Origin of the sequence: Labrys sp. (in: a-proteobacteria), from assembly GCF_047605565.1 — a bacterium.
In the GTDB taxonomy this organism is placed as follows: domain Bacteria; phylum Pseudomonadota; class Alphaproteobacteria; order Rhizobiales; family Labraceae; genus Labrys; species Labrys neptuniae.
Window position 1 is genome coordinate 18394 of record NZ_JASGFM010000049.1, and the last position, 21977, is coordinate 40370.

Below are 21977 nucleotides of genomic sequence, written 5' to 3' on the forward strand. Positions count from 1 at the left end.
ACTATGGAACCGATCATCTTCGCCGGCTATCCCGCGGGCAGCTCCCTCGGCCTCGTCGCCGCCTTCGAATGGCTCGGCAAGCCCTATCGTGCCACCCGGGTGCACATGCCCGACGCCATGCTGACCGAGGCCTATAGCCGGGTGAACGGCCGCCAGGAAACGCCGGTGCTGATCCGCGAGGACGGCAGCGTGCTGACCGAGACCATGGCGATCGCCCGCTGGCTCGAACTGCGCGACGACGAACGCCGCATCAGCTTCGAGCCCGGCAGTGCCGAGGCGCATCGCATGCACCAGTTCATCGGCTTCCTGAACACAGGCTTCACGGGCGCCTTCACGCCGCTCTGGGTGGCGCTGGAAATGCAGGGCGGGAGCGAAGCCTACAGGCAAGCGCTGCAGACCTTCGGCCGAGACCTCGTCGCCCGCCGCCATCGCCAGCTCGAGGCGATGATCGGTTCCTCGCCCTACCTCGTCGGCGACAGGCCGACCCTGGCCGATGCGGTCTTCATCGGTGTGGCGCGCTGGGCCGAGTTCCACCAGGCGCTCGATCTCACGCCTTTCCCGAAGATCCAGGCGCTCAAGGCAAGGCTCGAGGCCGATCCGGCGGTGCGCTTCGCCCATGCGATCGAGGACGGCGTCCCCGCCACCGGCAGCAGTGCCCTGCGCGGCCTGTTGCCGCTGGACGAGGTGTTGTGCGGAGTAGCAGCGCCACTGGCGGCATAATCTTCCTGGGACCGCCGGCTTCCAGCCGGCTCTTAGACCAGTCGGCTCCTGGAAGCATCGCGCCGACCGGAAGGAAGAGCCGGCTGGAAGCCGGCGGTCCCAGGGAACACCTCACATCGCGCGGGTGCCGTTCTTGTGGTAGCGGGCGAGCACGGCGCGCAGGCGCGCTTCGGCGTCCGCATGGGGCGGCAGGCCGAAGCGCAGCCAGCGCGGATTGGCGGAGAAACGGCGCACCCAGATGCCGGCCTGGCCGAGCTGGCGGAACAGGGCCGGGGCATGGGCGGTCTGCAGCAGGCGATAGAGATCGGTGCCGCCGACAACGGCGCCGGCCTTGGTCAGGTCCTCATCGAGATTCTGGCGCGCCGTGCGCAGGGAGGTGCGTGTGCCGTTCTGCCAGAGGATGTCGGCGAGTGCGGCACGGCCAATGGCGATGGCCTCGCCCGAAACCGCCCAGGCTCCCATCGCCTGGCGCAGCTTGCCGGTCAGCGAAGGCTCGGCCAGTACGAAGCCGAGCCGGATGCCGGCCAGGCCGAAGAATTTGCCGAAGGAGCGCAGCATGACCAGGCCCTGCGTGCCGGCCATGGGGGCCAGGCTCACCTGCGGCATCACATCCGCGAAGGCCTCGTCGACGATGAGGGCGCCGCCCCGGGCATATTTCTCGGCGGCGAGCGCCAGCAATTCCTCGCGGCCGAAAAAATTGCCGTCGGGATTGTTCGGATTGACCAGGACGGCGATCTCGGAGCCGGCCAGTTCCTCGAAACGGCGCGCTTCCCGCACGTGATGGCCGCCCAGCGCCCAGCTGCGGGCATGTTCGGCATAGGTCGGGCTCAGCACGCTCACTGTGCCGGCCGCGAACAGATGCGGCAGCCACTGGATGGCGGCCTGCGTGCCCGGCGTCGCAACGACGCAGGCATCGAAGGGCACGCCATAGCACTGCGCTGCGACGGCCTCCAGTTCGCGGGCCTCGTCGGGGGAGGGCAGCGCAGCCCAGGATTCAGCCGGAATCGCCGGAATGGGATAGGGCCAGGGATTGATGCCGGTGGAAAGATCGATCCAGGGCCCGGAGGCCTGCGGGAAGAGGCGACGTGCCTCGCCGAGATTGCCGCCATGCTCCACTGCGCTCATTCGCCTGCCACTCTTGTCTTGACGCCTGAAACCGGCGCGACCAATGTCGCGCCAAATTTATTCATTGGAGGGTATGGCCATGGTGGACGCTGCGATCAAGCTTCATGACGCCGGCGAAGCGATCAAAAAGGCTGGCGAAGCCTTCGACTGGTCGGATCCGCTCGATCTCGAATCACTGTTGACGGAAGAAGAGCGGCTGGTCCGCGACACCGCCCGCGACTACGCGCAGGACAGGCTGATGCCGCGCGTGCTCAAGGCCTATCGTGACGAGGATTTCGATCGCGCCATCATGTCGGAGATGGGCGAGCTCGGCCTGCTCGGCGCCACGATTCCGGAAGCCTATGGCGGCGCCGGCCTCGGCCATGTCGCCTATGGCCTGGTTGCCCGCGAAGTGGAGCGGGTTGATTCGGGCTATCGCTCGGCCATGTCGGTGCAGTCCTCGCTGGTGATGCACCCGATCCATGCCTATGGCAGCGAGGAGCAGCGCAAGAAGTACCTGCCCAAGCTTGCCAGCGGCGAACTCGTCGGCTGTTTCGGCCTCACCGAGCCGGATGCCGGCTCCGATCCGGGCTCGATGAAGACCCGCGCGGTGAAAGTGGCCGGCGGCTTCGAGCTCAACGGCACCAAGATGTGGATCACCAATTCGCCGATCGCCGACATCGCCGTGGTCTGGGCCAAGCTGGACGACGTGATCCGCGGTTTCATCGTCGAGCGGGGTACCAAGGGTTTCTCCACGCCCAAGATCGAGGGCAAGCTTTCGCTGCGCGCTTCGATCACCGGCGAAATCGTGCTCGACGGCGCCGTGGTGCCGGAAGAAAACCTGCTGCCCAATGCCAAGGGCCTGTCCGGCCCGTTCGGCTGCCTCAACAAGGCGCGCTACGGCATTGCCTGGGGCGCCATGGGCGCCGCCGAGTTCTGCTGGCACCGTGCTCGCCAGTACACGCTGGACCGCAAGCAGTTCGGCCGGCCCCTGGCAGCGACGCAGCTCGTGCAGAAGAAGCTCGCCGACATGCAGACCGAGATCGCTCTCGGCTTGCTCGGCGCGCTGCAGCTCGGGCGCCTGCTCGATGCCCATACCGCGGCGCCGCCGGCGATCAGCCTGATGAAGCGCAACAATTGCGGCAAGGCACTCGACATTGCCCGCGTCGCCCGCGACATGCATGGCGGCAACGGTATCGCCGACGAGTTCCACGTGCTGCGCGTGGCGCAGAACCTGGAGACGGTGAACACCTATGAGGGCACGCATGACGTGCACGCCCTCATCCTCGGCCGCGCCCAGACCGGTATCCAGGCCTTCTTCTGAGGTGTGCCGTTTAGCGTTCTTAAATGTCTGATTTATACAGAAAAGAACGCAATCCTTGTCATGCCCGGGCTTGACCCGGGCATCCAGCGCAACGGCGTGTGCTGGATTGCCGGGTCGAGCCCGGCAATGACAAAGGTCGAGCTAGTTCGCCTGTTGATCTGCCACCCCTGTGGTGGTGATCGAAAGGTCGCATCCCGGTTTCCTGCGATACATCTTCCAATTTAATACAGCTTGGCCTCGGCTGCCGGGCGCGTTCTTATGCGCGCAACCAAGATCAGCATCCGAGGAAAAATCATGCGCCTGTGGCTCAAGGACCCGCTCGCCATTCTCGCCGAGAGCGCCGAGCGCGGCATTGTCGTCGAAGGCAGCCAGATCGTCGAGCTGGTGCCGGCCGGGCGCGAACCCGGTGCGCCCGTCGACAAGGTCTTCGATGCCTCGCGTCATGTCGTGCTGCCCGGCCTGGTCAACACCCACCACCATTTCTACCAGACGCTCACCCGGGCCCATCCAGACGCCTGCGACCAGCCGTTGTTTCCCTGGCTGAAGACGCTCTATCCGATCTGGTCGCGCCTCGATCCCGACAGCTTCCGCCTGTCGGTGCGCCTCGCGCTGGTCGAGCTCCTGATGTCCGGCTGCACCACGGCGGCCGACCATCACTATGTCTTTCCGAAAGGGCTGGAAAACGCCGTCGACATCGAGGTCGAGGAAGCCCGCAAGCTCGGCATCCGCATGACGGTGTCGCGCGGCTCGATGAACCTGTCGCAGAAGGATGGCGGCCTGCCACCCGATTCGGTGGTGCAGGACGAGGACACCATCCTGGCCGATTGCGAACGGGTGGCGGGCGCCTATCACGACACCAGGCCGGGCGCGATGACGCGCATCGCCTTCTCGCCCTGCTCGCCCTTCTCGGTGACCAAGAGCCTGATGCGCAAGACGGCCGAACTGGCCGAGCGTTTCGACTGCCGCCTGCACACCCATCTGGCCGAAACCCATGACGAGGACGATTTCTGCCTCGCCACCTACAAGTGCCGACCGATCGAACTGCTGGACGAAGTGGGCTGGATGAGCCCGCGCACCTGGCTCGCCCACGGCATTCATTTCAGCGCCGACGACTGCACCACACTCGGTCGCCACGGCGTCGGCGTCTGCCATTGCCCGACCTCCAACGCGGTGCTCGCCTCCGGCTTCTGCCATACCGGCCTGCTCGAAAAGGCCGGGGCGCCCGTCGGCCTCGGCGTCGACGGCTCGGCCTCCAACGATTCCTCCAATCTGATGGAAGGCGTGCGCCACGCTCTGATGATCAACCGCCTTTCGCATGGCGCGGAGGCGGTATCCTGGCGCGATTGCCTGCGCTGGGCCAGCGAAGGCTCGGCCCGGTGCCTGGGCCGTGACGACATCGGCGCTGTCAGGGCTGGCCTGGAGGCGGATCTTGCGCTCTACACGCTCGACGAATTGCGCTTCTCCGGCGCTCATCATCCCATCGCCGCTTTGGTCCATTGCGGTGCCCACCGCGCCGACCGCGTGATGGTGGCGGGCCAGTGGCGGGTCGAGGACGGCCTGCCCGTCGGCGTCGACCTCGGTGTGCTGCGCGAAGCCCATGGCAGGGTGGCGGCGAAGTTTCTTTAGGTCTCCGGGTGCACGGGCATCTTGCCCGTTCTTTCCTGTCCTGCCAGCTTGACGGTGCAAGAATGGGCACGAAGCCCATGGACCCGGAGTGAAGCATGGAGGCGGAGCAAAACCGATCTCCTCTGAAACCGCGAGGCGAGTGGCATTCGCGCGGATTTCTCCCGCATTGGGAAGCTGGTGAAACTCCGCAGGCGCTCTTCTTCCGTCTGGCGGATTCCATGCCTCACCATATCCGCGAACGATGGGCGGAGGAATTGCAAACCCGGCCCGAAGCGATTCCGCCGGGCGAACGCAGAAGGCGCCTGGAAACCGTTCTGGATGCCGGCTTCGGCGAAGCCTTTCTGTGCCATGCCGCCATCGGCCCCATCATTGAGACCGCCCTGCTTCATTACGATGGCGATCGTTACAGGTTGCATGCCTGGTGCGTGATGCCGAACCATGTCCATGCTCTGATCACGCCGCTCAGCGGCCATGCGCTTTCGGCCATCGTGCACGGCTGGAAGTCCTACACCGCCAAGCAGATCAACAGGATCTTGGAACGCACGGGCAAGGTGTGGTTTGAGGAATATTTCGATCGTAGGATCCGCAACGAGAAGCATTTCGAGGATTCCCGCCACTATATCGAGCAGAATCCGGTGAAGGCGGCACTTTGCGCGGAGCCGGCGCAATGGCGCTATTCGAGCGCTTCTTTTTCTGAACGCGCTCGGTGCTGAACGAGTGTCCTGCGCGCTCTGGTTTGGGGCTGCCGATCCTCGACCTGGGAAATCATAAGGGTTCAACTTTCTCCTTGAACCATTGAGCCTGTGGGATAGGAAGGGACGGGCAAGATGCCCGTGCACCCGGATTGCCATGCCCGATCTCCACGCTCCCCTGCGCCTCCGTCCCGACCCGAATGGCACGCCCGTCGAGTACCGGTGGATCCCCTTCGACCGTGCCGATCCGCGCTGGAACGAACCGCTGGTCGACATGGCGGCGGAGGGGCTGCTCACCGAAGCCTGGTATGCCCGCACCGATGGCGGCAACGCGCCTTATTTCATGCCGATCGCCGGCGCGGTGAAGACGGTGGCGGCCCGCGCCAGTGTGGCACGCCTGGTGCGCGAGGCCGATGCTGCCGTCTCCGGCCTGGGGCTGCGGCTCAAGGTGCTCGACGCCTACAGACCGATCGAGACCCAGGCCGGCCTGTGGACCTTCTTCGAAAAGCAGGTGGCGGCCGAGCGTCCCGAGCTTTCCGCGGCCGAGCAGGAGGTGATCGTCCGCACCTTCGTCTCCGACCCGCGCCGCTTCAATCGCGAGGACGAGACCACTTGGCCGATCCATTCGACGGGCGGATCCGTCGACGTCGTGCTGGTGGATGCGGCCAGTGGCGCCGTGCTCGATCATGGCGCGGCCTTCGACGAAGGTCATGAGCGCTCCTATACCGACCATTATGAGCGCCTGCTGAAGCACGGCGAAATCGCCGCCGACGATGCCCGTCTGGTCAATCGCCGCATTCTGGTCAACGCCATGGTTAACGTGGGCTTTACCAACTACGCGTACGAATTCTGGCACTTCGACTACGGAACGCAGGCCCACATCCTGACCCTGCAGGATGAAGGACAGGTCGGCGTTCCCCAAGCTGCGTGGTATGGAACCACGGACCTGCCGGAAGGACTATGCTGATCCAATCGACTTTCTCCGCCAAGGGCGCTCCCCATGCCATCGTCTCGCTGGGCAAGCCGCTCGAAGCCGGGGCTCCGCATGTCATCTGGGCCCATGGCTGGGGCCAGGATCATCGGGCCTTCCAGGCCCTGGCGGTCTCCCTGGAACGGGCTGCCCATCACACGCTGATCGACTTTCCCGGTTTCGGCCAGAGCCCGGTGCCGCCTGAGACAGGCCATGGCGGCATCTGGGATACGGCTGACTACGCCGATGCCGTCGCCGAATGGCTTGGAACCCTGCCGCGCGGCAAACGCATCTGGGTGGGGCACTCCTTCGGCGGGCGCGTCGGCCTCCGGCTGGCGGCCCGTCATCCCGATGTCCTCGACGGCATGGTGCTGGTGGGCTCGCATGGCCTCAAGCCCATCCGCAGCCTGATGGCCCGGTTGAAGATCTTCTTGCGCGTGCGTACCTTCAAGGCCCTCAAGCTCCTCGAAAGACTCGGCGTCGATGTGTCGGCCCGCAAGGCCAAGTATGGCTCGGCCGATTATCGCAATGCCGGCGGCATGCGCCCTGTTTTCGTCAAGGTGATCGGCGAGGACCAGAGCGAAGCCATCAAGGCCATCCGCATTCCCGTTCGCATCATCTGCGGCGCACTTGACGATCAGGCTCCGCCGGAGATGAGCGAACGCATGGGCCGGCTCATCCCGGGCGCCACCGTCAGCATCCTGCCGGGCCTCGACCATTACACCGTTCTGTCCGATGGCGGCCCCCAGATCGCCCATACGGTTGCCAAGCTGCTGGAAGGGCAGGGGTGAAGATGGTCGACGGACTGCCCTATTTTCGGCGCGAGACAAGAAACGCGCAAATAGCCTTCTCCACGCAGTGGGGAAGGTGGCCCGACGAAGTCGGGTCGGATGGGGTGCGGCCCGCCTTGGCGCCCTATCCTGATAGACCTTCCTGGCGGGCCACACCCCATCCGTCATTTCTGCGAAATGCCACCTTCCCCACTGCGTGGAGAAGGCTGTTTGTGCCCCTTTTTGATAGCTCGATCGCAGGGTGTCCTGATGCTTGAAACACTGGCCCCCGTGCTGAACTCGCCCTACCTCGCCGCCGCTTTGGTCCTTATCGGTTTCGTTCCCTTCGCCTGGAAGCGCTTCCTGACCTATCTGCATATCTTCCAGCAGGAGGAATATGACGGCCGGCGCTTCCTGCACTGGCTCTTCTACAACGTGGTTGTCGATACCAAGGCGAGCCTTGCCATCGTCCTCCTCTCGGTGATGGCCAAGCTCTACCCCTCGCCGGTGCTGGTGCTCGCGCTGTTCATCGCCGTGATCCTGCTGGTGGTGGCGCGGCGGGAGCGCGATCCGCGCCAGACGGGAAAGAAGAAGCTGGCGATGACGCAGCGCGCCACCCGTATCCTGCGCGTCGCCTTCGCCCTGGTCCTGGTGATCGGCCTTGTCGGGGTCGGCTTCGGCGTGGCACCGGTCTGGGTCGTGCTCCTGATCCAGCTGATCCCCTTCGCCCTGGTCGCGGCGGTAATGATCCTGCAGCCCGGCGAGAACCGCATCCAGCAGGGCTTCTGGAACGAGGCGCATGAGAAACTCAAGCGCCTGTCGCCGGTCATCGTCGGCGTCACCGGCTCCTATGGCAAGACCTCGACCAAGCACATCCTCGGCCATCTGCTCGAAAGCGCCGGCTCGGCGCTGATCACGCCCGGCTCGGTCAACACGCCGATGGGCATTGCCCGCATCGTGCGCGAACGCCTGGAGCCCTATCACCGCCATTTCGTGGTGGAGATGGGCGCCTATGGCCCGGGCTCGATCGAGCGTCTCTGCCGCCTGGCCCCACCCGACATCGCGGTGGTGACGGCCGTCGGCGCCGCCCATTACGAGCGCTTCAAGTCGCTCGACATCGTGGCCAAGACCAAGTTCGAGCTGCCCACCGCAGCGATCGCGCGGGGCGGCAAGGCGATTATCAACGATGCCGTGCTCGCCTTCAAGGATGCCCGCGACTTCACCGATGCACACCGCCCCTCGATGGTGCTGGTCGGCAATGGCGAGGGCAGCGAGGCCCGCATCAATGCCGTCACCCAGGAAAAGGACGGGCTCAAGGTCTCCCTGACCTATCTGGGCAAGGACTACCAGCTCTCCGCTCCGCTCTACGGCCTGCATCACGGCAGCAACATGGCGATTGCCTTCGTCACGGCGCTGGCGATGGACATCGACGCCGAGACGGCCGAAATCGCCATGCGCTCGACGCCGCAGATCAGCCATCGCCTCGAGGTGAAGCGCCAGGCCGACGGCACGGTCATCGTCGACGATGCCTATAATTCCAATCCGGCGGGCTTCGCCTCGGCCCTGGAGATCCTGCCCTTGCTGGTCTCGGGGGAGGGGCGGCGCATCCTGGTGACGCCAGGCATGGTCGAACTAGGCGCTGCCCATGCCGAGGAGCATCGCAAGATCGGCACCAAGGCCGGTGAGACGGTCGACATATTGCTGGCCGTGGCGCCCGATCGCATCCGCGACCTCATCGACGCCTACAAGGCGGCGAAACCCGACGGCCAGGTGGTGGAATGTGCCAGCTTCGCTGCGGCGCAGGCCTGGATGGGCACCAATCTGAAGGCCGGGGACGTGGTGCTGCTCGAAAATGACCTGCCCGACCTCTATGAGCGCCAGTTGCGGCTGTGATCATGGCTCGTGAAGGCACGATCCGGGACAGAAGAAGCTTCATCACCGCCAATACGCGCCCGCTGCCGGTACCGCATGCGCCGGAAATCAGCCTTTATCTCGCCGACGAGGTCACGCCACTCTGGCTGAAGACCGAGGAGGAACTCGGCGAAATGGGGCTGCCGCCGCCCTTTTGGGCCTTCGCCTGGGCCGGCGGCCAGGCGCTGGCGCGCTATATCCTCGACCATCCCGATCATGTGGCCGGCCGCCGCGTGCTCGACTTCGCCTCTGGCTCCGGCCTGGTGGCTGTAGCAGCGATGAAGGCGGGAGCGGCGCAGGCCCTTGCCGCCGACATCGACGCGTTCGCCGTCGAGGCCATCCGGCTCAATGCCGAACTCAACGGCGTGGCGGTCGAGCCTTGCGGCGAGAATGTGCTCGGGCGCTTCGATCCGCCCGTCGATGTCGTTCTAGCGGGTGACATCTTCTACGACCGCGAGATTTCGGCCGAGGTCCTGGGCTGGCTCAAGGGCTGGCGCGAACGCGGGGCCACCATCCTGGTGGGCGATCCCGGCCGGACCTACCTGCCCAGGGACGAACTCAGTCTGCTGGCGACCTATCAGGTGCCGGTTTCGCGTGACCTGGAGGACCTGGAGATCAAGAAGACCAGCGTATGGACGCTGAAAGCGTGAGCCGCCTGGACGTGGCTAGTCATCGGGAAACAATATCCTTTCGTAGTCCCGAGCTCCGTGGAGTACGTGCAAGATTTCCACATTGCTGACAGTGAGACGATAGAAAATCAGATAGTTGCCGTAAGGCGGCGGCGAATACCCGCCTTTTCCCTGTTTGGTATGAGCGGATAAGCCTTCGGCATCGTGCCGAGCTGCAAGCATCGCTCATAAAGTTCGCCCAAGAAGCTGTCAGCTCGGGTCGGATTGTCATCGGCAATGGTTCGCCCGATCGCCAGCATGTCGTTCCAGGCCTGTTCGGTAACGACGACCTTCATTTGGTGGAATTGGCAGCGGGAAGATTCAACTTCTTGCGCAATTTCCGGAAGGCCTCATCCAGCGGCATCGTTCGCCCCGCTTCGGCATCTGCGATACCGCGCGCCAGGGCAGTGTCCAGCGCCTTCAGCTTCTCCTCATGATCCCGCTGCTTAAGGTAGCTCTCGCGGATCAGTGAGCGGACATATTCGCTGCTGGAGGCGAACGCCCCTCGGCGTACTTCTTCGCGGACGAACTGTTCAAGCTCGTCCGTCAATGTCAGCGTCATCTGTCCAGCCGGTTTCATCGGGGATCCTCGCTTGAAGGAAGTTGCAGTGTATCACACTGCTTTTCACTTCATCAACGCCAGCGAGAAAGGCTGAAATACGCGCGATCATCGCAGCTTTGCCAGCATCACCGGGGTCTTGTCGTCATTCCCGGGTACGCCTTTCAGGAAGGCGAGCGCATCCGTGATGCCTTTGAGGGAAGGCCTGTCCTTTTCCACGGGCGATAGAGGCGCGACCAGCTTTGTCCAATTCCGGATCGCGTCCAGATGGTCGAACCGGATACGCTCGCCGAGATTGGCCACGGATGGATAATCCTTGACGTATCTGGGATCCCGAGGCTTGCCGCTGCATTTGAAACCATCGGCGCGCATGCCGTTGGCATCGCATTTTTCCTCATATTCGTCGGGCAGGCCGATCATATGCACGAATTCGTGGATCGCGGGGCGCTGCCTGTAGGATTTGTTGTCCGCCTGCCGGGTGATGGGAGCGAGGTCGTTGCTGAAAAGCGTCGTCCGGCCGATGATGTTGCCATGAGCATGCTCGACATTGCTGGTATAGAATTGGCCCTTGGGGACTTTGACGACGTCTATCGTCCAGTGATCCCCCGGCTCCCAGCTATACAATCCCGATCCGAAATGGAATTCGAGGCCGACGATGCGGCCACTCGATGTCGTGGTCAGGGATTTCATATTGAATTTGTTCTGAATGTCGGCTTGCCACCGCGTCGCGAAACCGACCATTTCCTGCTGGCTGGTCCAGGTCTCGCTCTTGCCGGCAACAAAGCGAAAATACAGCTTCATGAAGCAGATCGTACGCGGGCCACCCAGCGTCTCGACAAAATAGATGTCGTAGAGGGGGCCTTTGACACCGACGGCCCACATCTGGGCATAGGTAGCGAGGCTGGCAGGAAGGGCGGTATTCGAAACGGCCTTGACCTGGTCGGCGAGGATCCCGGGCACCACTGTCGGCATGCGGCTCTTTCCATTCGGCTATCGGCCCTTTCGAGCCGGCAGGCAACGTTAGGTAACCCAACATACTATGCCTGATGGTCGTGCCGATATTCTCTCCGGTGCCCCGGGTCATCGTCCGCCCGAGGCTCAAGGTGCCGTCAAGGCCCGGGGACGCCGACCCGGATGAGGGCGGAAAAATCGGGGCTGTCGCCGGCTGCCTTGGCGCGCGTCTCGATCTGGCCGCGCTGGCGCAGCTCGCTGAGCGGCACTTGATGGCTCAGGGCGCCGATGTCGTAGAGATAGTCGGGCATATAGCCGCTGACGAGCACGCGCCAGTCGACCGGCAGGTCGGGATCGAGTTTCTGGGCGAGGTGGAAGGGTACCGTGGTGCAATTGGTGGTCGCCGTGTTGTAGAAGCGCGGCCTGGCGGCGAGATCGTTGGCTTCCGAGAGGAGATAGAGGATCAGCTCCTTGGCCTGGGGCGGGCTGGTGCGCAGCCGGAAGAGCTGAACATCCTCGCCCCTGACATTGGAACGCACGCGAATGACGTCGCGCTCGTCGGCGGCGATCACCACGAGTTCGTTCTGCTTGAAGAAGCCGGATATCGCCGAATACACCTCGTTTTTCTGGCGTCTCACCTCCACGGAAAAGGCGAGGTGGCGCCCGTCGGCGAAGCCGAAGCTCAGTATGGTATGGGCGATGGCCGGGCCGGACCAATAGGAGGCGAACAGGTCGACGCTGGTGATGGTGTCGAGATCGTAGCTGCGGTCGTCCCAGTGCTCGGTAAAATCGTTGTCGGAGCGCCAGTCGAAATCGCGCACATTGGTGAGCCGGGCGGTGGAGCCCTCCACGGTGGCGGTGAACTGGCGCGCCACGTCATCAGCCCAATTGCCGTTGCCGGTCGGCTGGATGGTGGACCACCAGATCAGCAGACCGGCGAAGGCGATGACGAAGGGAAGAGTGAGCCTCCAGCGTGCCGCGATCACGGCGGCCAGGGCGAGGAAGGCAAGAACGATCCATAGAGCGGGGAGGGCATAGCGGCCAAATTCCCCGAGTGGCAGGCGATACCACAGCGCCAGCGTGCCCCAGAGTGCGGCGAGCATGGCCGCCAGCACCAGCAGGAGGCGACCGGCGATGCTGAGCAGCCTGGCGGTCATCGGCGCTTTCTCATCCCAGCTTCAGCTGCCCGCGCGCGATCTCGAACAGCATCACGCCGGTCGCCACCGCCAGATTGAGCGAATCGGCCTGGCCGCGCATCGGAATCTTGACGAGATGGCTGCAGGCCGCCGCCAGGTCGTCGGGCAGGCCCTGCTGCTCATTGCCCATCAGGAGGAGGCAGGGGCTGCGGGCATAGGCGACGTCGCGATAGTCATGTGTGCCGGACAGATGGGTGCCGATGACGAGGCCGTCGAAGCCCTTGCGCCAGGCGAGGAAGGCCTGCGGCGTTGCCGTCGCCAGGCGGACATTGAAGATCGAGCCCATGGTGGCCCTGACGGCCTCGATGCCGAAGGGATCGGTGGTGTCGCCGATCAGCACGATGCCCTCGGCGCCGACCGCATCGGCGGTACGGATGATGGTGCCGAGATTGCCGGGATCGCGCACCCGGTCGAGCCCGATCCAGATCTGATCGCGCGCGATCTTGACGCTGTCGACTTTTTCCAGGCGCTGCTCGAAGACGCCGATCACCGTCTGCGGATTGTCGCGGCGCGACAGCTTTTCCAGGATCTCGCCGGTAACCTCCAATACCTCTCCGCCGGCCTGACGGGTGGCGCGTACGGCGCGGGCCAGCATCGGTTTGTCCTCGCCAGAGCGGTGCACCAGGATGCGGATCGGCCAGCCGGCCTCGATGGCGTCGGCCACCAGCTTCAACCCTTCGGCGATGAACAGGCCGGCCTCCTGGCGGACCTTGCGCATCTCGAGCGCACGGATGTCCTTGATCAGAGGATTGGTCAGGCTGGTCACGACGCGGGAGACGGGCGCGACCGGCGCTGCGGGACGCGGGCGTTGAAAGCGGGGCTTCATGCGGCGCCTCCGCCAGCACTCCAGCGTGAATAGAGCGAGGTCGAGAGCAGGCGCCCCGAACCCTCCTCGGACACGACGAGTTCGCCGGAGGTGATGTCGCCGCCGAGTTCGCCGAACACCTCGCGGGTGAGTTCGTGCACCGCCACGAAGGACGCGCGGATGGCATAGGCGGTGACGATCACGAAGGCCGGCTTGTCGGTGAGCACGGCCCGGCAGAGGTCGAGCATCTTGGGCAGGTCGCGGAAGAGGTCCCACACCTCGCCGCCCGGGCCGCGTCCATATTTGGGCGGATCGAGCAGCACGATGTCGTATTGCGAGCCGCGACGCTGCTCGCGCGCGGTGAACTTCATGGCGTCGTCGACGATCCAGCGGATCGGCGCATCGGCGAGGCCGGCCAGGGCCTGGTTCTCGCGCGCGAAGCCGATCGACTTCTTGGAGGCGTCGACATGGGTGACCTGGGCGCCATGCTTGGCCGCGAGCAGGGAGGCGACGCCGGTATAGCCGAACAGATTGAGCACCCGGGCCGGGCGCTTCAGGGCCTGAAGCGCCTCGATCATGTAGTCCCAATGCGGGGCCTGTTCGGGAAAGAAGCCAAGATGGCGGAAGGGCGTGAAGCGGCCGTGGAAGGCGACGCCGCGATAGGAGACGGGGAAGGTCTCGACCGGCCTGCCGGCGAATTTCCAGCGCCCGTCCGAGCCCTCGTCCTCGGCATTCATGCCCAGGAAGACGGCATCGGCCTTGTCCCAGGCCTCGGGCTTCAGGCGCAGGCCCATGGCCTGCGGCTCGGGACGGTCGACGAGGAGCTTGCCGAAGCGTTCGAGCTTGCGGCCTTCGCCGCAATCGACCAGGCGATAATCGGCGAAGCCGGGTGTCACCAGCAATTGCGGCAGGGTCTGGGTAACGGAATGTCGTAGGTCGGGCATGCGCGGACCAAACAGGAGTTTTTCGCGCGCGGCAAGTGCGTTCTTGCCGGGCCATGGGACCTAGTCCCCATGCAGTTTACTTCAGTGGCGGTAAGTTCGCGCACGTTTTTCATTGTAAGCGAACTACATGGAAACTAGACCGCTGCCACGACGATGTGCGCCTGAATCTTGGCGGCAACCTCTCCTTGGCCGTGCCGGGCTGCGATCGCGGCTGCCGCATGATCGGTTGCCGCGTCGAGCGTTCCTGCCGCCCTGGCCTCGATTTCGGTGCGAAGCAGGGTTCCCTGGCAATAGGCAAGGGCCGGCAGTCGCGGTGAGGAGGCACGGCTTTGCTCGGCCCTCGTCTCGATCAGCACGCGGGCGAAGCCGGCGCCCTCCAACTCCCTTCGGATCAATCCGGTATCGTGATAGCCATGCGGCGTGCGCGCCAGGAAGCGCGGCGGATCGTCCGGGAAGATCCCCGCCAGGGCCTTCGTCACCTCATCGGCAAAGACATTTTCCTCGATCCGATCCCAGACGTTGAACAGGAAATGGCCGCCGGGTCTGAGCAGCCGCCTTGCTTCGCGATAGGCGGCCGGCCGGTCGGGAAAGAACATCGCGCCGAACTGGCAGCAGACGAGATCGAAGGCCGCATCGTCGAAAGGCAGGGCCAGGGCATCGGCCTGGCGCCAGGTGATGCGGCTGTCGGGAGCCTGCCGCGAAGCGGCGTAGTCGAGCATCGGCTGGTTGAGGTCGGTGACGACATAGTGGGCGTCGGGAGACAGTTTTGGCGCGAGTTCGCGGGTGACGACCCCCGTGCCCGCGGCGATTTCCAGGACCGAAATGGGCGACAGGGACGCGGCCCGTCGCGCCAGGTCGACGGCAAACGCCTCGAAAATCAGCGGCACCATATAGCGGTCGTAGTTTTCCGGAATCGAGCCCGTGAACAGCTTGTCCGCTTCCAACATGGCGATCACCCACCGTCGGTTCGGTTGCGCCAGCTTAGCATGAATGGCGTGTCCCTGCCTGTTTTCGACCGGGCGCCCTTGGGCGTCAGGCCGGTCCCTCCGCCTTGCGCTCGCCGCCGCGCAGGGCCTCCAGCGAGCGCAGCATCTTTCGCTTCAGCGGCGGCGTGACGTTGACGAGGCGCATGGCGGTGCGCTGGCAAGCCAGCAAGATACGCCCGATCACCGGCCTGTGGATCGCCGTGCGGCCGTCCATCTGCCGGCGCGACCGTTCGACCGCCTCGGCACTGTATCGCCGCATCTCGGCCTCATAGGCACCGATCGCCGCCACCAGGCCCGAGCGTCCCTCCTGAACCGCCTGAAGATGCCGGGTCAGCAGGGCGGCATCGCGCAGCGCCGTATTGGCGCCGACCCCGCGTCCCGGGGTCATGGTGTGGATGGCATCGCCCAGCAAGGTGACATTGGAAGGCGCCCAGGGTTCGATGGGCACCGAGGTGCGGATGACAACCGGAAACACCGAATTCGGATCGGAAGCGGCCAGCAGCCGGCGCCAGTCCGGGTGCCATGTTGCGGTGAGGCGCCGGCTCAGAGCCAGCAGGGCTTCCCCGTTCATCGTGCGCAGGTCTTCGGGAAACTTGTCGGCGGCCGCCCAGATGCCCCAGCTGATATAGTCGCGGCTGTTGTCGAAGCGCAGGCCGGGCCATTGGGCGATCAGGTCGGCATCCGTCGCGCCGATGCCGTGCTTGGGGGCACCAGCCTCGTCCCAGGGAAACTCCATGACATGGAGAATGCCGCCGAAACCCCTTGGGGCCAGGATCAGCGTTACGCCGCGGTGAATCTTGGGGGTGAGAAGTGCCAGGGTTTCCGGCGTGGCGGGCACCTTTCCGCCGATCGAACGTATCAGCGTGTCGTCCATGCCGGCCTGCGGCAGATATTGCCGGCGGATGCGCGAGTTGGAGCCGTCGGCCGCGACCAGCACGTCGGCGACCGCGCTCGATCCGTCTTCGAAGAAGGCCTCGACCTTGCCGTCCGCCCGCTGCTCGTAGCGGGAAAACACCTTGTCGAAATGGGTGACGTCTTCCAGCCCCGTCAGCAGGACCTGGCGGAGCGTCATGCGGCTGACGGAACGTTCGCCATGGCGAGGATCCATCGGCGGGCTGGGCTTCAGGCTCAGCAATTCGCCATAGTGCTCGCTGAGCATGTTGAACCATTGCGGGGAGATGGCGCAGGTCGCCAGAAAGGTCTCGTACAACGCCGGCGGCAGGTTGGCGTCGAGCGCGCGGCAGCCATCGGGGTCGATGCCGACCCGGAAGCCCTGCAGCCCGTCCTTGCGGGTGCGGTCGCGTTCGAACACGTTGACGGCGATGCCGGCCCGCTTGAGGCCATGGGCAAGGCAGAGGCCACCGGTGCCGGCGCCGATGACCATCACGCTCAGATTTTGCTTTTCGGGGACATTGGACATGGTTCCTCCTTTCCCGCGCGGGGCGTCCCGGCGGGTGGCTGACGGTCGATGAAGGCCGCGCGACATCCGCCTCGAAAGAGGTTGGCCGCGGTCTTCCTTGGGATTATGGGTGGAACGCCGGGGAGCGGGCTTATCCGGGGCGGGGCGGTTGTTCACCCTCGAACTGGGCGGCGATTGTCTTGAGTTCCTCGATCGACCAGGCGAGCCGGCCCGAGCGGAGATCGGCGATGACCCCTTCGATCCAGTTTCGCTCCGCGCTCACGATGGCCAGCATATACTGGCTTTCCAGCAGCACCACGCGTGGCAGCACGGTGAGATAGTTCTCCAGCTCCGCTGCCAGTTCGAATTCGCGCTTGCGCAAGGCCGTCAACCGCGTTTCGAGCAGCGGCATGACTTCCTCCGGCGAAAGCAGCGGGAGGAAGGACATGGTGACCGGGAATTCCGGAAACTCGTTGTGCGGTTCCGCCAGCATCGTGCGCAGCCAATCGACGGCAACCGTGCGCCCGAGCGGGGTTGCCTCATAAACGGTCCGCTCCGGCCGTCCCTCGCTCTTCTCGACACTGCCCGGAGCGATCAGGCCTTCGCGTTCGAGCCGCTCGATGGTCTGATAGAGCGAGCCGCGCTGGCGGATATTGATGACCTCCTCCTTGCCGCGCGATTTCAGCAATTGCTGCATGCGATAGGGATGCATGGGCGCTTCGATCAGAAGCGCGAGCACGGCGAGGGCAAGCGGCGAGCGTTTGAAATTTGCCATAGTCATATTATTACTAGCTTTGGTAAGGCTAGTCAATTTATAACTATATGAACATCCAAGAAAGTGGCCTGAAATGCGCAACGCCCCGGCATTGGGGTCGGGGCGTCGAGCAGAAGGGCGGTGGGGTGCCGCGTGCGATCAGTTGGCCGGCAGGCTGACCGAGACGGGAATGGTCTTGATCGTTACCGTCCTGCTGGCAGGCGCCTTCACGGTCACGGCCTTGACGCTCGCAGGCTTGACGGTGGCCGGTTTGGCCGGGGCGGCAGGCATGGAGGAGGAAGCTGGTTTGGAGGCGGAAATCGGTTTGGCTGCGGCGGGCTTGGACGCCGCCGGCTTTGCCGTCTTGGGCGGTGCAACCGGCACCGAGCCGGTACGGTCCACCGGGGTGGGTTGGGCATTGGCGTCCTTGGCCACGAGCTGATCGGCCGGCGTGTCGAAATTGTAGACGTCCGGGCGGAACTGCACGCTGCCGTCGGGGCCGCCCCAGCCCGTCAGGTAGACCCAGGCGACGGGAATCGGCTTGGCCGGCTTGATGGTCTTGGGTTCGCCGGAATCGATCTGGTCCTGGATTGCCTGACCGCTCCAGTCGGAACCTTCCATGATCCAGGCAGCGAGATCCTGGGCGCCGGCGACGCGGATGCAGCCCGAGGACTGGAAGCGAACATCGTTGCGGAAGAGCTCGCGGTGTGAGGTGTCGTGCATGTAGACGGCATCGGAGTTGGGCATGTCGATGCGCAGGAAGCCGAGCGAGTTCCACACCCCGGGATCCTGCTTGGCGAGGAAATCGGAAGCGCGCGCCTTGCTCCAGTCCACGGTGGTCGGATCGATCTCCTGGCGGCCGCGATAGAGCCTGAGATGGTTGGCCTTCAGATAGCCCGGGTCCTTCTGAAGCTTGGGCATGATGTCGGCCTTGAAGATCGACTGCGGCGCGTTCCAGTAGGGCAGGATGTTGACGGCGATGACCCTGGTCTGCAGCGTCGGCGAGGCGCGGTCGGGCCGGCCGACCACGGTGGTGTAGGTGCGCGCCACCACGCCATTGTCGACCGCCTCCAGGGCGGCGGCGGGAATGTTGGAGACGATGTAGCGTTCGCCGAACTTGAACTTGAGGGCGGCCAGGCGGTTGGCGGAGGCGTCGAGCTCGCGCAGCCGCTGCTCCACCGGCACGTTGAGCGCCAGCATGGTGAGGCGGCCGACCGAGCCGGTCTCGCTCAGGCCGTGCCGGGCCTGGAAGTGCTTGAGCGCATCCTGCGTGGCCTGGTCGAACTCGCTGCTGGGCGGCAGGGACGGATCGAGGTCGCGGGTGGCGGTGAGCCGGTCGCGCAGGGCCTTGGCGAACTTGCCCTTGGCGCCGATCCTCAGGCCCGCAGCGGCCGGCGGCAAGGCCTGCCAGCCGCCACTGTCGGCGATCTCCTCATAGGCGGAGATAGCCCGCAAGGTCAGTTCATAGGTGCGCGGGGAATAGTTGGGTTCCTCGTTGGCGAAAGCCGGGATGGTGAAGGCGACGACGAGGGCGGAAGTCAGGGCGCTCAGGCGGCGCAATGTGGCGCCGGACCAGGAAGAAGGGCAGGGGGACGATGTCTCCCGGTCTTGAAACGAATACGAAAGCCAGGAGGAGGTCATGAAATCACTCAAACGCAACTGGAGACACTTTCAGGCCCGCAGACTAGCGCGAGGATAGTGAATCTTTCCTTACGGGAGGTCCCTGGCCCGTTAACGATGATCCGATGGCCGTCATTGCGGGCTCTGCCAATCCGCAGGATTGGCATGGCGAAGCAATCCAGGCTCTGCGCCATGGGAGAAACTGAATTGCTTCGCTGCGCTCGCAATGACGGCGCGCCATCGATGGGAGTGGCGAGCCGGCGGCATGACGCCGGTGATCGTCCCCGTCAGGGGCAGGCCTGGCGCAGGCGCGCCATCGCCTTGGTCACGCCGTCGAGCGAAAAGACGTAATGGGTCTTGTTGCCCCGGCCCGAGACCGCGTCGACGGTCATGGTGCGCTCCTGCTTCAGCGCGGTGAGGAATTCCGTCTCCCGCGTGCCCGTCCGGCGCAACCAGGCGCCATTGCCGGACGAGATCATGTGGAAGGGCTGCGCCCCTACACTGACCAGGATGTCGGCATTGCCGGCAAGGGCATAGCCGGTCTGCAGGCTTGCCTCGCTGCGGGCTTCCGTCTGCCTGGCGGCACGAATGAAGAAGGAAACATCGCCGTGATTGAGCGATGCTGGCTCCTTGCTGATCGGGCTCGAATAGATGAAACAGTGGTTCCCAGAGTTATCACTATAGGACCACGTGCTCCATTTGCCGAATACACCCAAAGATTTTGGTGATGATGCAAGTACACCTGTGGTCGAAAGAACGAAAATGACCAGCGCGAAAATCGATAGTTGAGTCATGTTTGCATGAATTCCTCGTTTCTTGCCCCCGCACGACAATGTTTGGGCACAGGTGTTAACGAGGAGCTAAGGTATCATTACAATTAGATTACTTTTGAGCGCTCCCATTCATGACGGTTTCAGTCATGGCGACGAGATCGGGGAAGAAGGCGTCGAAATCGTCGAGAAATCCCTGCTGCTGGCGTTCCAGCGCAGCCTGGAGCCCGACGAATTCCACCGGCCGGCGCAGGCGCCTGCCGAGTTCGGTCATGGCGGTGCTGACGCCTGCCATGGTCTCGTAGTCGCCGAGCCATTGCGTGAGGGAATCGATGCGCCGATAGGCCTTGTCCGGCAAATCCTCGCGCAGCTCGGGCAAGGAGGCCCGCACCTCGGCCAGGAAGAGCGGCAGGGGCTGTTCGTGATAGTGCTCCCAGCGCTGGATCAGGCAATGGTCGTAAACGACATCCACGATCACGCCGGAAAAGCGCCTGAAAGTCGGCCACAGGCGTTGCCGGCTGCGCCGCGTGAGGGGATGGGCATCGGTGAAGGCATCGATGCGCCGATGCAGCGCGATGCCGTCACGATAGCGGCCGTCGAACTGTTCGAGTTGCGGCAGTCGCAGCAGGTCCGGCAGGAGATTGCCGACCCGGAACGCCGCATCGGGCGGCGAGAGCAGGAGATGGGCGAGATAGTTCATGCGGATCCGGGGGCGAAACAGATGCCCGTTTGCGCAAGATATGAGGGCCGGCGCGCTGGGACGCAAGACGCGCCGGCCCTCGGGCAGGGTTCCCCTCTGCTTGGGAGAGAAGACGAGGGACGATCCCTGCCTGTGCTTTGACCTGTTGGACGGAAGATCGGAGCCGCCCAAGCAGGAAAACGCTGCTTGGGGGCGATAGAGTTGACTTGAGCCTTGTCGGGCTTGCACGACCTTTGTCATTGCCGGGCTTGACCCGGCAATCCAGCCTCGACCCCGGTTGTGCGGGCGGCTTCCGGATAGCCGGGCCAAGCCCGGCTATGACAATTCGGAGTTTTTTCTCTTTCAGCGAGCCGCCTTCCTGCTTAGGGCCTTATTTGCGATAGCCCGGCGTCAGCAGCACCTTGATCGAGTCGGTGGAGTTGGCGAGCTTGAGGGCCTCGTCCCAGTCGGCCAGGTCATATTGATGGGTGACGATGCCCTTCGAGGTCACCAGCCCCCGCGTCAGCAGGTCGATGGCGATCGGGTAGCAATAGGGGCCGAGATGGGCGCCGCGGATGTCGAGCTCCTTGCGATCGCCGATGATCGACCAGTCCGCCGAGGTCTCCTTGCCGAAGACCGAGAATTCGACGAAGCGCCCGAGCTTGCGGATGATCTGCAGGCCCTGGGTAACGCCCGAGGGATGGCCGGTGGTCTCGATATAGACGTCGCAGCCATAGCCGTCGGTGAGGGAGCGCACGACCTCGTCGACATCCTGCATCTTGGGATTGATGGTGACGTCGGCCCCGAAACCCCTGGCGAGCTCCAGCCGGTCTTCCATCAGGTCGACGACCACCAGTTTCCTGGGCGTCTTCAGCCGGGCGACCTGGGTCATCAGCAGGCCGAGAGGGCCGGCGCCGGCGATCACCACCACGTCGGCAAGCTGGATGTCGCCGCGCTGCACCGTGTGGATGGCGCAGGACAAGGGCTCGATCACCGCGGCATCGGCCAGCGGCATCTCCGCTGGGATCTTGTGCACACGGGCGGTGGAGGGGAACTTCATATATTCGCTCATGCCGCCATCGGCGACTTCACGCTGGAAGCCGAAGATGTTGTGCACCTCGCACATCCAGTAGCTGCCCGAGCGGCAATAGCGGCAGCGGTCGCAGGGCACGATCTGCTCGGCGATCACCATGTCGCCGGCCTTCACGCCGAAATGCTCGGCCGCTCCTGCGCCCAGCTCCTCGACATAGCCGAAGAATTCATGACCGGGGATGACGGGCGGCTTCACATAGGGGTTCTTGCCGCCCCAGAACATGGCGGCGCCCGACCAGCATTTGCAGTCGCTGGCGCAGATGCCGCAGGCGCCGATCTTCACGACCAGCTCGTTCTGGCCGGCCACCGGACGGCCGACTTCCTCGACGCGGTAGTCCTCGGGGCCGTGGCAGACGATGGCCGTCATTCTCGAATTGCTGGCAGGCATGGCGTTCCTCTGGGCTGGGGTATCGATTGTTCGTGGTCGCGGTCTGCTG

At 64.5% G+C, this 21977-nt stretch carries 23 protein-coding genes; 8 read left to right on the top strand and 15 right to left on the bottom strand.

Features of this window, described 5'->3' with window-relative positions:
* Positions 1–3: 3 nt before the first annotated feature.
* On the top strand, positions 4–720 hold the full coding sequence (locus QM672_RS28660; RefSeq protein WP_415086685.1) for a glutathione S-transferase family protein: 717 nt from the start codon (positions 4–6) through the stop codon (positions 718–720).
* 111 nt (positions 721–831) lie between these two features.
* Here QM672_RS28660 and cobD read toward each other — a convergent pair whose 3' ends face one another.
* Complete coding sequence (cobD, locus tag QM672_RS28665; protein WP_311944292.1) at positions 832–1845, bottom strand: threonine-phosphate decarboxylase CobD; 1014 nt, start codon at positions 1843–1845, stop codon at positions 832–834.
* Between the two features lie 79 nt (positions 1846–1924).
* On the opposite strand from cobD, the gene QM672_RS28670 reads away from it, so the two are divergent.
* From QM672_RS28670 to QM672_RS28700, 7 genes are all read left to right on the top strand, one after another.
* Positions 1925–3148 carry an acyl-CoA dehydrogenase gene (locus QM672_RS28670; protein ID WP_311944291.1) on the top strand — a complete coding sequence of 408 codons (1224 nt, stop codon included), beginning with the start codon at positions 1925–1927 and terminating at the stop codon, positions 3146–3148.
* Between the two features lie 294 nt (positions 3149–3442).
* Complete coding sequence (locus tag QM672_RS28675) at positions 3443–4774, top strand: 8-oxoguanine deaminase (protein ID WP_415086687.1); 1332 nt, start codon at positions 3443–3445, stop codon at positions 4772–4774.
* Between the two features lie 95 nt (positions 4775–4869).
* Positions 4870–5487, top strand: coding sequence for an REP-associated tyrosine transposase (locus QM672_RS28680; RefSeq protein WP_149253613.1), 618 nt, complete (start codon positions 4870–4872; stop codon positions 5485–5487).
* Between the two features lie 136 nt (positions 5488–5623).
* Positions 5624–6433 carry a M15 family metallopeptidase gene (locus QM672_RS28685; protein ID WP_415086689.1) on the top strand — a complete coding sequence of 270 codons (810 nt, stop codon included), beginning with the start codon at positions 5624–5626 and terminating at the stop codon, positions 6431–6433.
* On the top strand, positions 6427–7227 hold the full coding sequence (locus QM672_RS28690; RefSeq protein WP_415086691.1) for an alpha/beta fold hydrolase: 801 nt from the start codon (positions 6427–6429) through the stop codon (positions 7225–7227). Before QM672_RS28685 ends, QM672_RS28690 begins: the two co-directional genes overlap by 7 nt.
* Before the next feature lie 249 nt (positions 7228–7476).
* On the top strand, positions 7477–9099 hold the full coding sequence (locus QM672_RS28695; RefSeq protein ID WP_415086693.1) for a Mur ligase family protein: 1623 nt from the start codon (positions 7477–7479) through the stop codon (positions 9097–9099).
* A gap of 2 nt (positions 9100–9101) precedes the next feature.
* Positions 9102–9767: a class I SAM-dependent methyltransferase gene (locus QM672_RS28700; RefSeq protein WP_415086695.1), complete on the top strand. Its 666-nt coding sequence runs from the start codon at positions 9102–9104 to the stop codon at positions 9765–9767.
* A 15-nt stretch (positions 9768–9782) separates the two neighbouring features.
* Here the strand turns inward: QM672_RS28700 and QM672_RS28705 are convergent, their stop codons facing one another.
* From QM672_RS28705 to QM672_RS28770, 14 genes are all read right to left on the bottom strand, one after another.
* Positions 9783–9878 carry a hypothetical protein gene (locus tag QM672_RS28705; protein WP_415086733.1) on the bottom strand — a complete coding sequence of 32 codons (96 nt, stop codon included), beginning with the start codon at positions 9876–9878 and terminating at the stop codon, positions 9783–9785.
* Complete coding sequence (locus QM672_RS28710; protein WP_415086697.1) at positions 9875–10081, bottom strand: type II toxin-antitoxin system RelE/ParE family toxin; 207 nt, start codon at positions 10079–10081, stop codon at positions 9875–9877. The genes QM672_RS28705 and QM672_RS28710 overlap by 4 nt, the downstream gene beginning before the upstream one ends.
* Positions 10078–10365 (bottom strand): type II toxin-antitoxin system ParD family antitoxin, encoded by a 288-nt coding sequence (locus tag QM672_RS28715; protein ID WP_311944281.1) that lies wholly within the window; start codon positions 10363–10365, stop codon positions 10078–10080. Before QM672_RS28715 ends, QM672_RS28710 begins: the two co-directional genes overlap by 4 nt.
* An 87-nt stretch (positions 10366–10452) precedes the next feature.
* Positions 10453–11316 (bottom strand): hypothetical protein, encoded by an 864-nt coding sequence (locus tag QM672_RS28720; protein ID WP_415086699.1) that lies wholly within the window; start codon positions 11314–11316, stop codon positions 10453–10455.
* Between the two features lie 137 nt (positions 11317–11453).
* Complete coding sequence (locus tag QM672_RS28725; protein WP_415086701.1) at positions 11454–12452, bottom strand: DUF4105 domain-containing protein; 999 nt, start codon at positions 12450–12452, stop codon at positions 11454–11456.
* A 10-nt stretch (positions 12453–12462) separates the two neighbouring features.
* A complete protein-coding gene (locus tag QM672_RS28730) occupies positions 12463–13317 on the bottom strand; it encodes a TrmH family RNA methyltransferase (protein ID WP_415086703.1) in 855 nt (284 codons plus the stop codon).
* The gene (locus QM672_RS28735) at positions 13314–14240 is read right to left on the bottom strand and encodes a class I SAM-dependent methyltransferase (protein ID WP_415086705.1); all 927 of its coding nucleotides are present in this window, start codon (positions 14238–14240) and stop codon (positions 13314–13316) included. The genes QM672_RS28730 and QM672_RS28735 overlap by 4 nt, the downstream gene beginning before the upstream one ends.
* A 134-nt stretch (positions 14241–14374) precedes the next feature.
* Positions 14375–15187: a class I SAM-dependent methyltransferase gene (locus tag QM672_RS28740; protein WP_415086707.1), complete on the bottom strand. Its 813-nt coding sequence runs from the start codon at positions 15185–15187 to the stop codon at positions 14375–14377.
* A gap of 85 nt (positions 15188–15272) precedes the next feature.
* On the bottom strand, positions 15273–16646 hold the full coding sequence (locus QM672_RS28745) for an FAD-dependent oxidoreductase (protein ID WP_415086709.1): 1374 nt from the start codon (positions 16644–16646) through the stop codon (positions 15273–15275).
* Positions 16647–16776: 130 nt separating this feature from the next.
* Positions 16777–17400 (bottom strand): PadR family transcriptional regulator, encoded by a 624-nt coding sequence (locus QM672_RS28750; RefSeq protein WP_415086711.1) that lies wholly within the window; start codon positions 17398–17400, stop codon positions 16777–16779.
* A 138-nt stretch (positions 17401–17538) separates the two neighbouring features.
* Positions 17539–18939: a L,D-transpeptidase family protein gene (locus QM672_RS28755; protein ID WP_415086713.1), complete on the bottom strand. Its 1401-nt coding sequence runs from the start codon at positions 18937–18939 to the stop codon at positions 17539–17541.
* A 347-nt stretch (positions 18940–19286) separates the two neighbouring features.
* Positions 19287–19715, bottom strand: a complete 429-nt coding sequence (locus QM672_RS28760; RefSeq protein ID WP_311944270.1) for an invasion associated locus B family protein — start codon at positions 19713–19715, stop codon at positions 19287–19289.
* 166 nt (positions 19716–19881) lie between these two features.
* Positions 19882–20469, bottom strand: coding sequence for an ACP phosphodiesterase (locus QM672_RS28765; RefSeq protein ID WP_311944269.1), 588 nt, complete (start codon positions 20467–20469; stop codon positions 19882–19884).
* Between the two features lie 370 nt (positions 20470–20839).
* Positions 20840–21928 (bottom strand): alcohol dehydrogenase catalytic domain-containing protein, encoded by a 1089-nt coding sequence (locus tag QM672_RS28770; protein ID WP_311944267.1) that lies wholly within the window; start codon positions 21926–21928, stop codon positions 20840–20842.
* Positions 21929–21977: the final 49 nt, after the last annotated feature.

Coding starts and splice junctions, on each gene's coding strand:
- QM672_RS28660 (WP_415086685.1), top strand. CDS start 4: ATGGAACCGATCATCTTCGCCGGCTATCCCGCGGGCAGCTCCCTCGGC.
- cobD (WP_311944292.1), bottom strand. CDS start 1,845: ATGAGCGCAGTGGAGCATGGCGGCAATCTCGGCGAGGCACGTCGCCTC.
- QM672_RS28670 (WP_311944291.1), top strand. CDS start 1,925: ATGGTGGACGCTGCGATCAAGCTTCATGACGCCGGCGAAGCGATCAAA.
- QM672_RS28675 (WP_415086687.1), top strand. CDS start 3,443: ATGCGCCTGTGGCTCAAGGACCCGCTCGCCATTCTCGCCGAGAGCGCC.
- QM672_RS28680 (WP_149253613.1), top strand. CDS start 4,870: ATGGAGGCGGAGCAAAACCGATCTCCTCTGAAACCGCGAGGCGAGTGG.
- QM672_RS28685 (WP_415086689.1), top strand. CDS start 5,624: ATGCCCGATCTCCACGCTCCCCTGCGCCTCCGTCCCGACCCGAATGGC.
- QM672_RS28690 (WP_415086691.1), top strand. CDS start 6,427: ATGCTGATCCAATCGACTTTCTCCGCCAAGGGCGCTCCCCATGCCATC.
- QM672_RS28695 (WP_415086693.1), top strand. CDS start 7,477: ATGCTTGAAACACTGGCCCCCGTGCTGAACTCGCCCTACCTCGCCGCC.
- QM672_RS28700 (WP_415086695.1), top strand. CDS start 9,102: ATGGCTCGTGAAGGCACGATCCGGGACAGAAGAAGCTTCATCACCGCC.
- QM672_RS28710 (WP_415086697.1), bottom strand. CDS start 10,081: ATGAAGGTCGTCGTTACCGAACAGGCCTGGAACGACATGCTGGCGATC.
- QM672_RS28715 (WP_311944281.1), bottom strand. CDS start 10,365: ATGAAACCGGCTGGACAGATGACGCTGACATTGACGGACGAGCTTGAA.
- QM672_RS28720 (WP_415086699.1), bottom strand. CDS start 11,316: ATGCCGACAGTGGTGCCCGGGATCCTCGCCGACCAGGTCAAGGCCGTT.
- QM672_RS28725 (WP_415086701.1), bottom strand. CDS start 12,452: ATGACCGCCAGGCTGCTCAGCATCGCCGGTCGCCTCCTGCTGGTGCTG.
- QM672_RS28730 (WP_415086703.1), bottom strand. CDS start 13,317: ATGAAGCCCCGCTTTCAACGCCCGCGTCCCGCAGCGCCGGTCGCGCCC.
- QM672_RS28735 (WP_415086705.1), bottom strand. CDS start 14,240: ATGCCCGACCTACGACATTCCGTTACCCAGACCCTGCCGCAATTGCTG.
- QM672_RS28740 (WP_415086707.1), bottom strand. CDS start 15,187: ATGTTGGAAGCGGACAAGCTGTTCACGGGCTCGATTCCGGAAAACTAC.
- QM672_RS28745 (WP_415086709.1), bottom strand. CDS start 16,646: ATGTCCAATGTCCCCGAAAAGCAAAATCTGAGCGTGATGGTCATCGGC.
- QM672_RS28750 (WP_415086711.1), bottom strand. CDS start 17,400: ATGGCAAATTTCAAACGCTCGCCGCTTGCCCTCGCCGTGCTCGCGCTT.
- QM672_RS28765 (WP_311944269.1), bottom strand. CDS start 20,469: ATGAACTATCTCGCCCATCTCCTGCTCTCGCCGCCCGATGCGGCGTTC.
- QM672_RS28770 (WP_311944267.1), bottom strand. CDS start 21,928: ATGCCTGCCAGCAATTCGAGAATGACGGCCATCGTCTGCCACGGCCCC.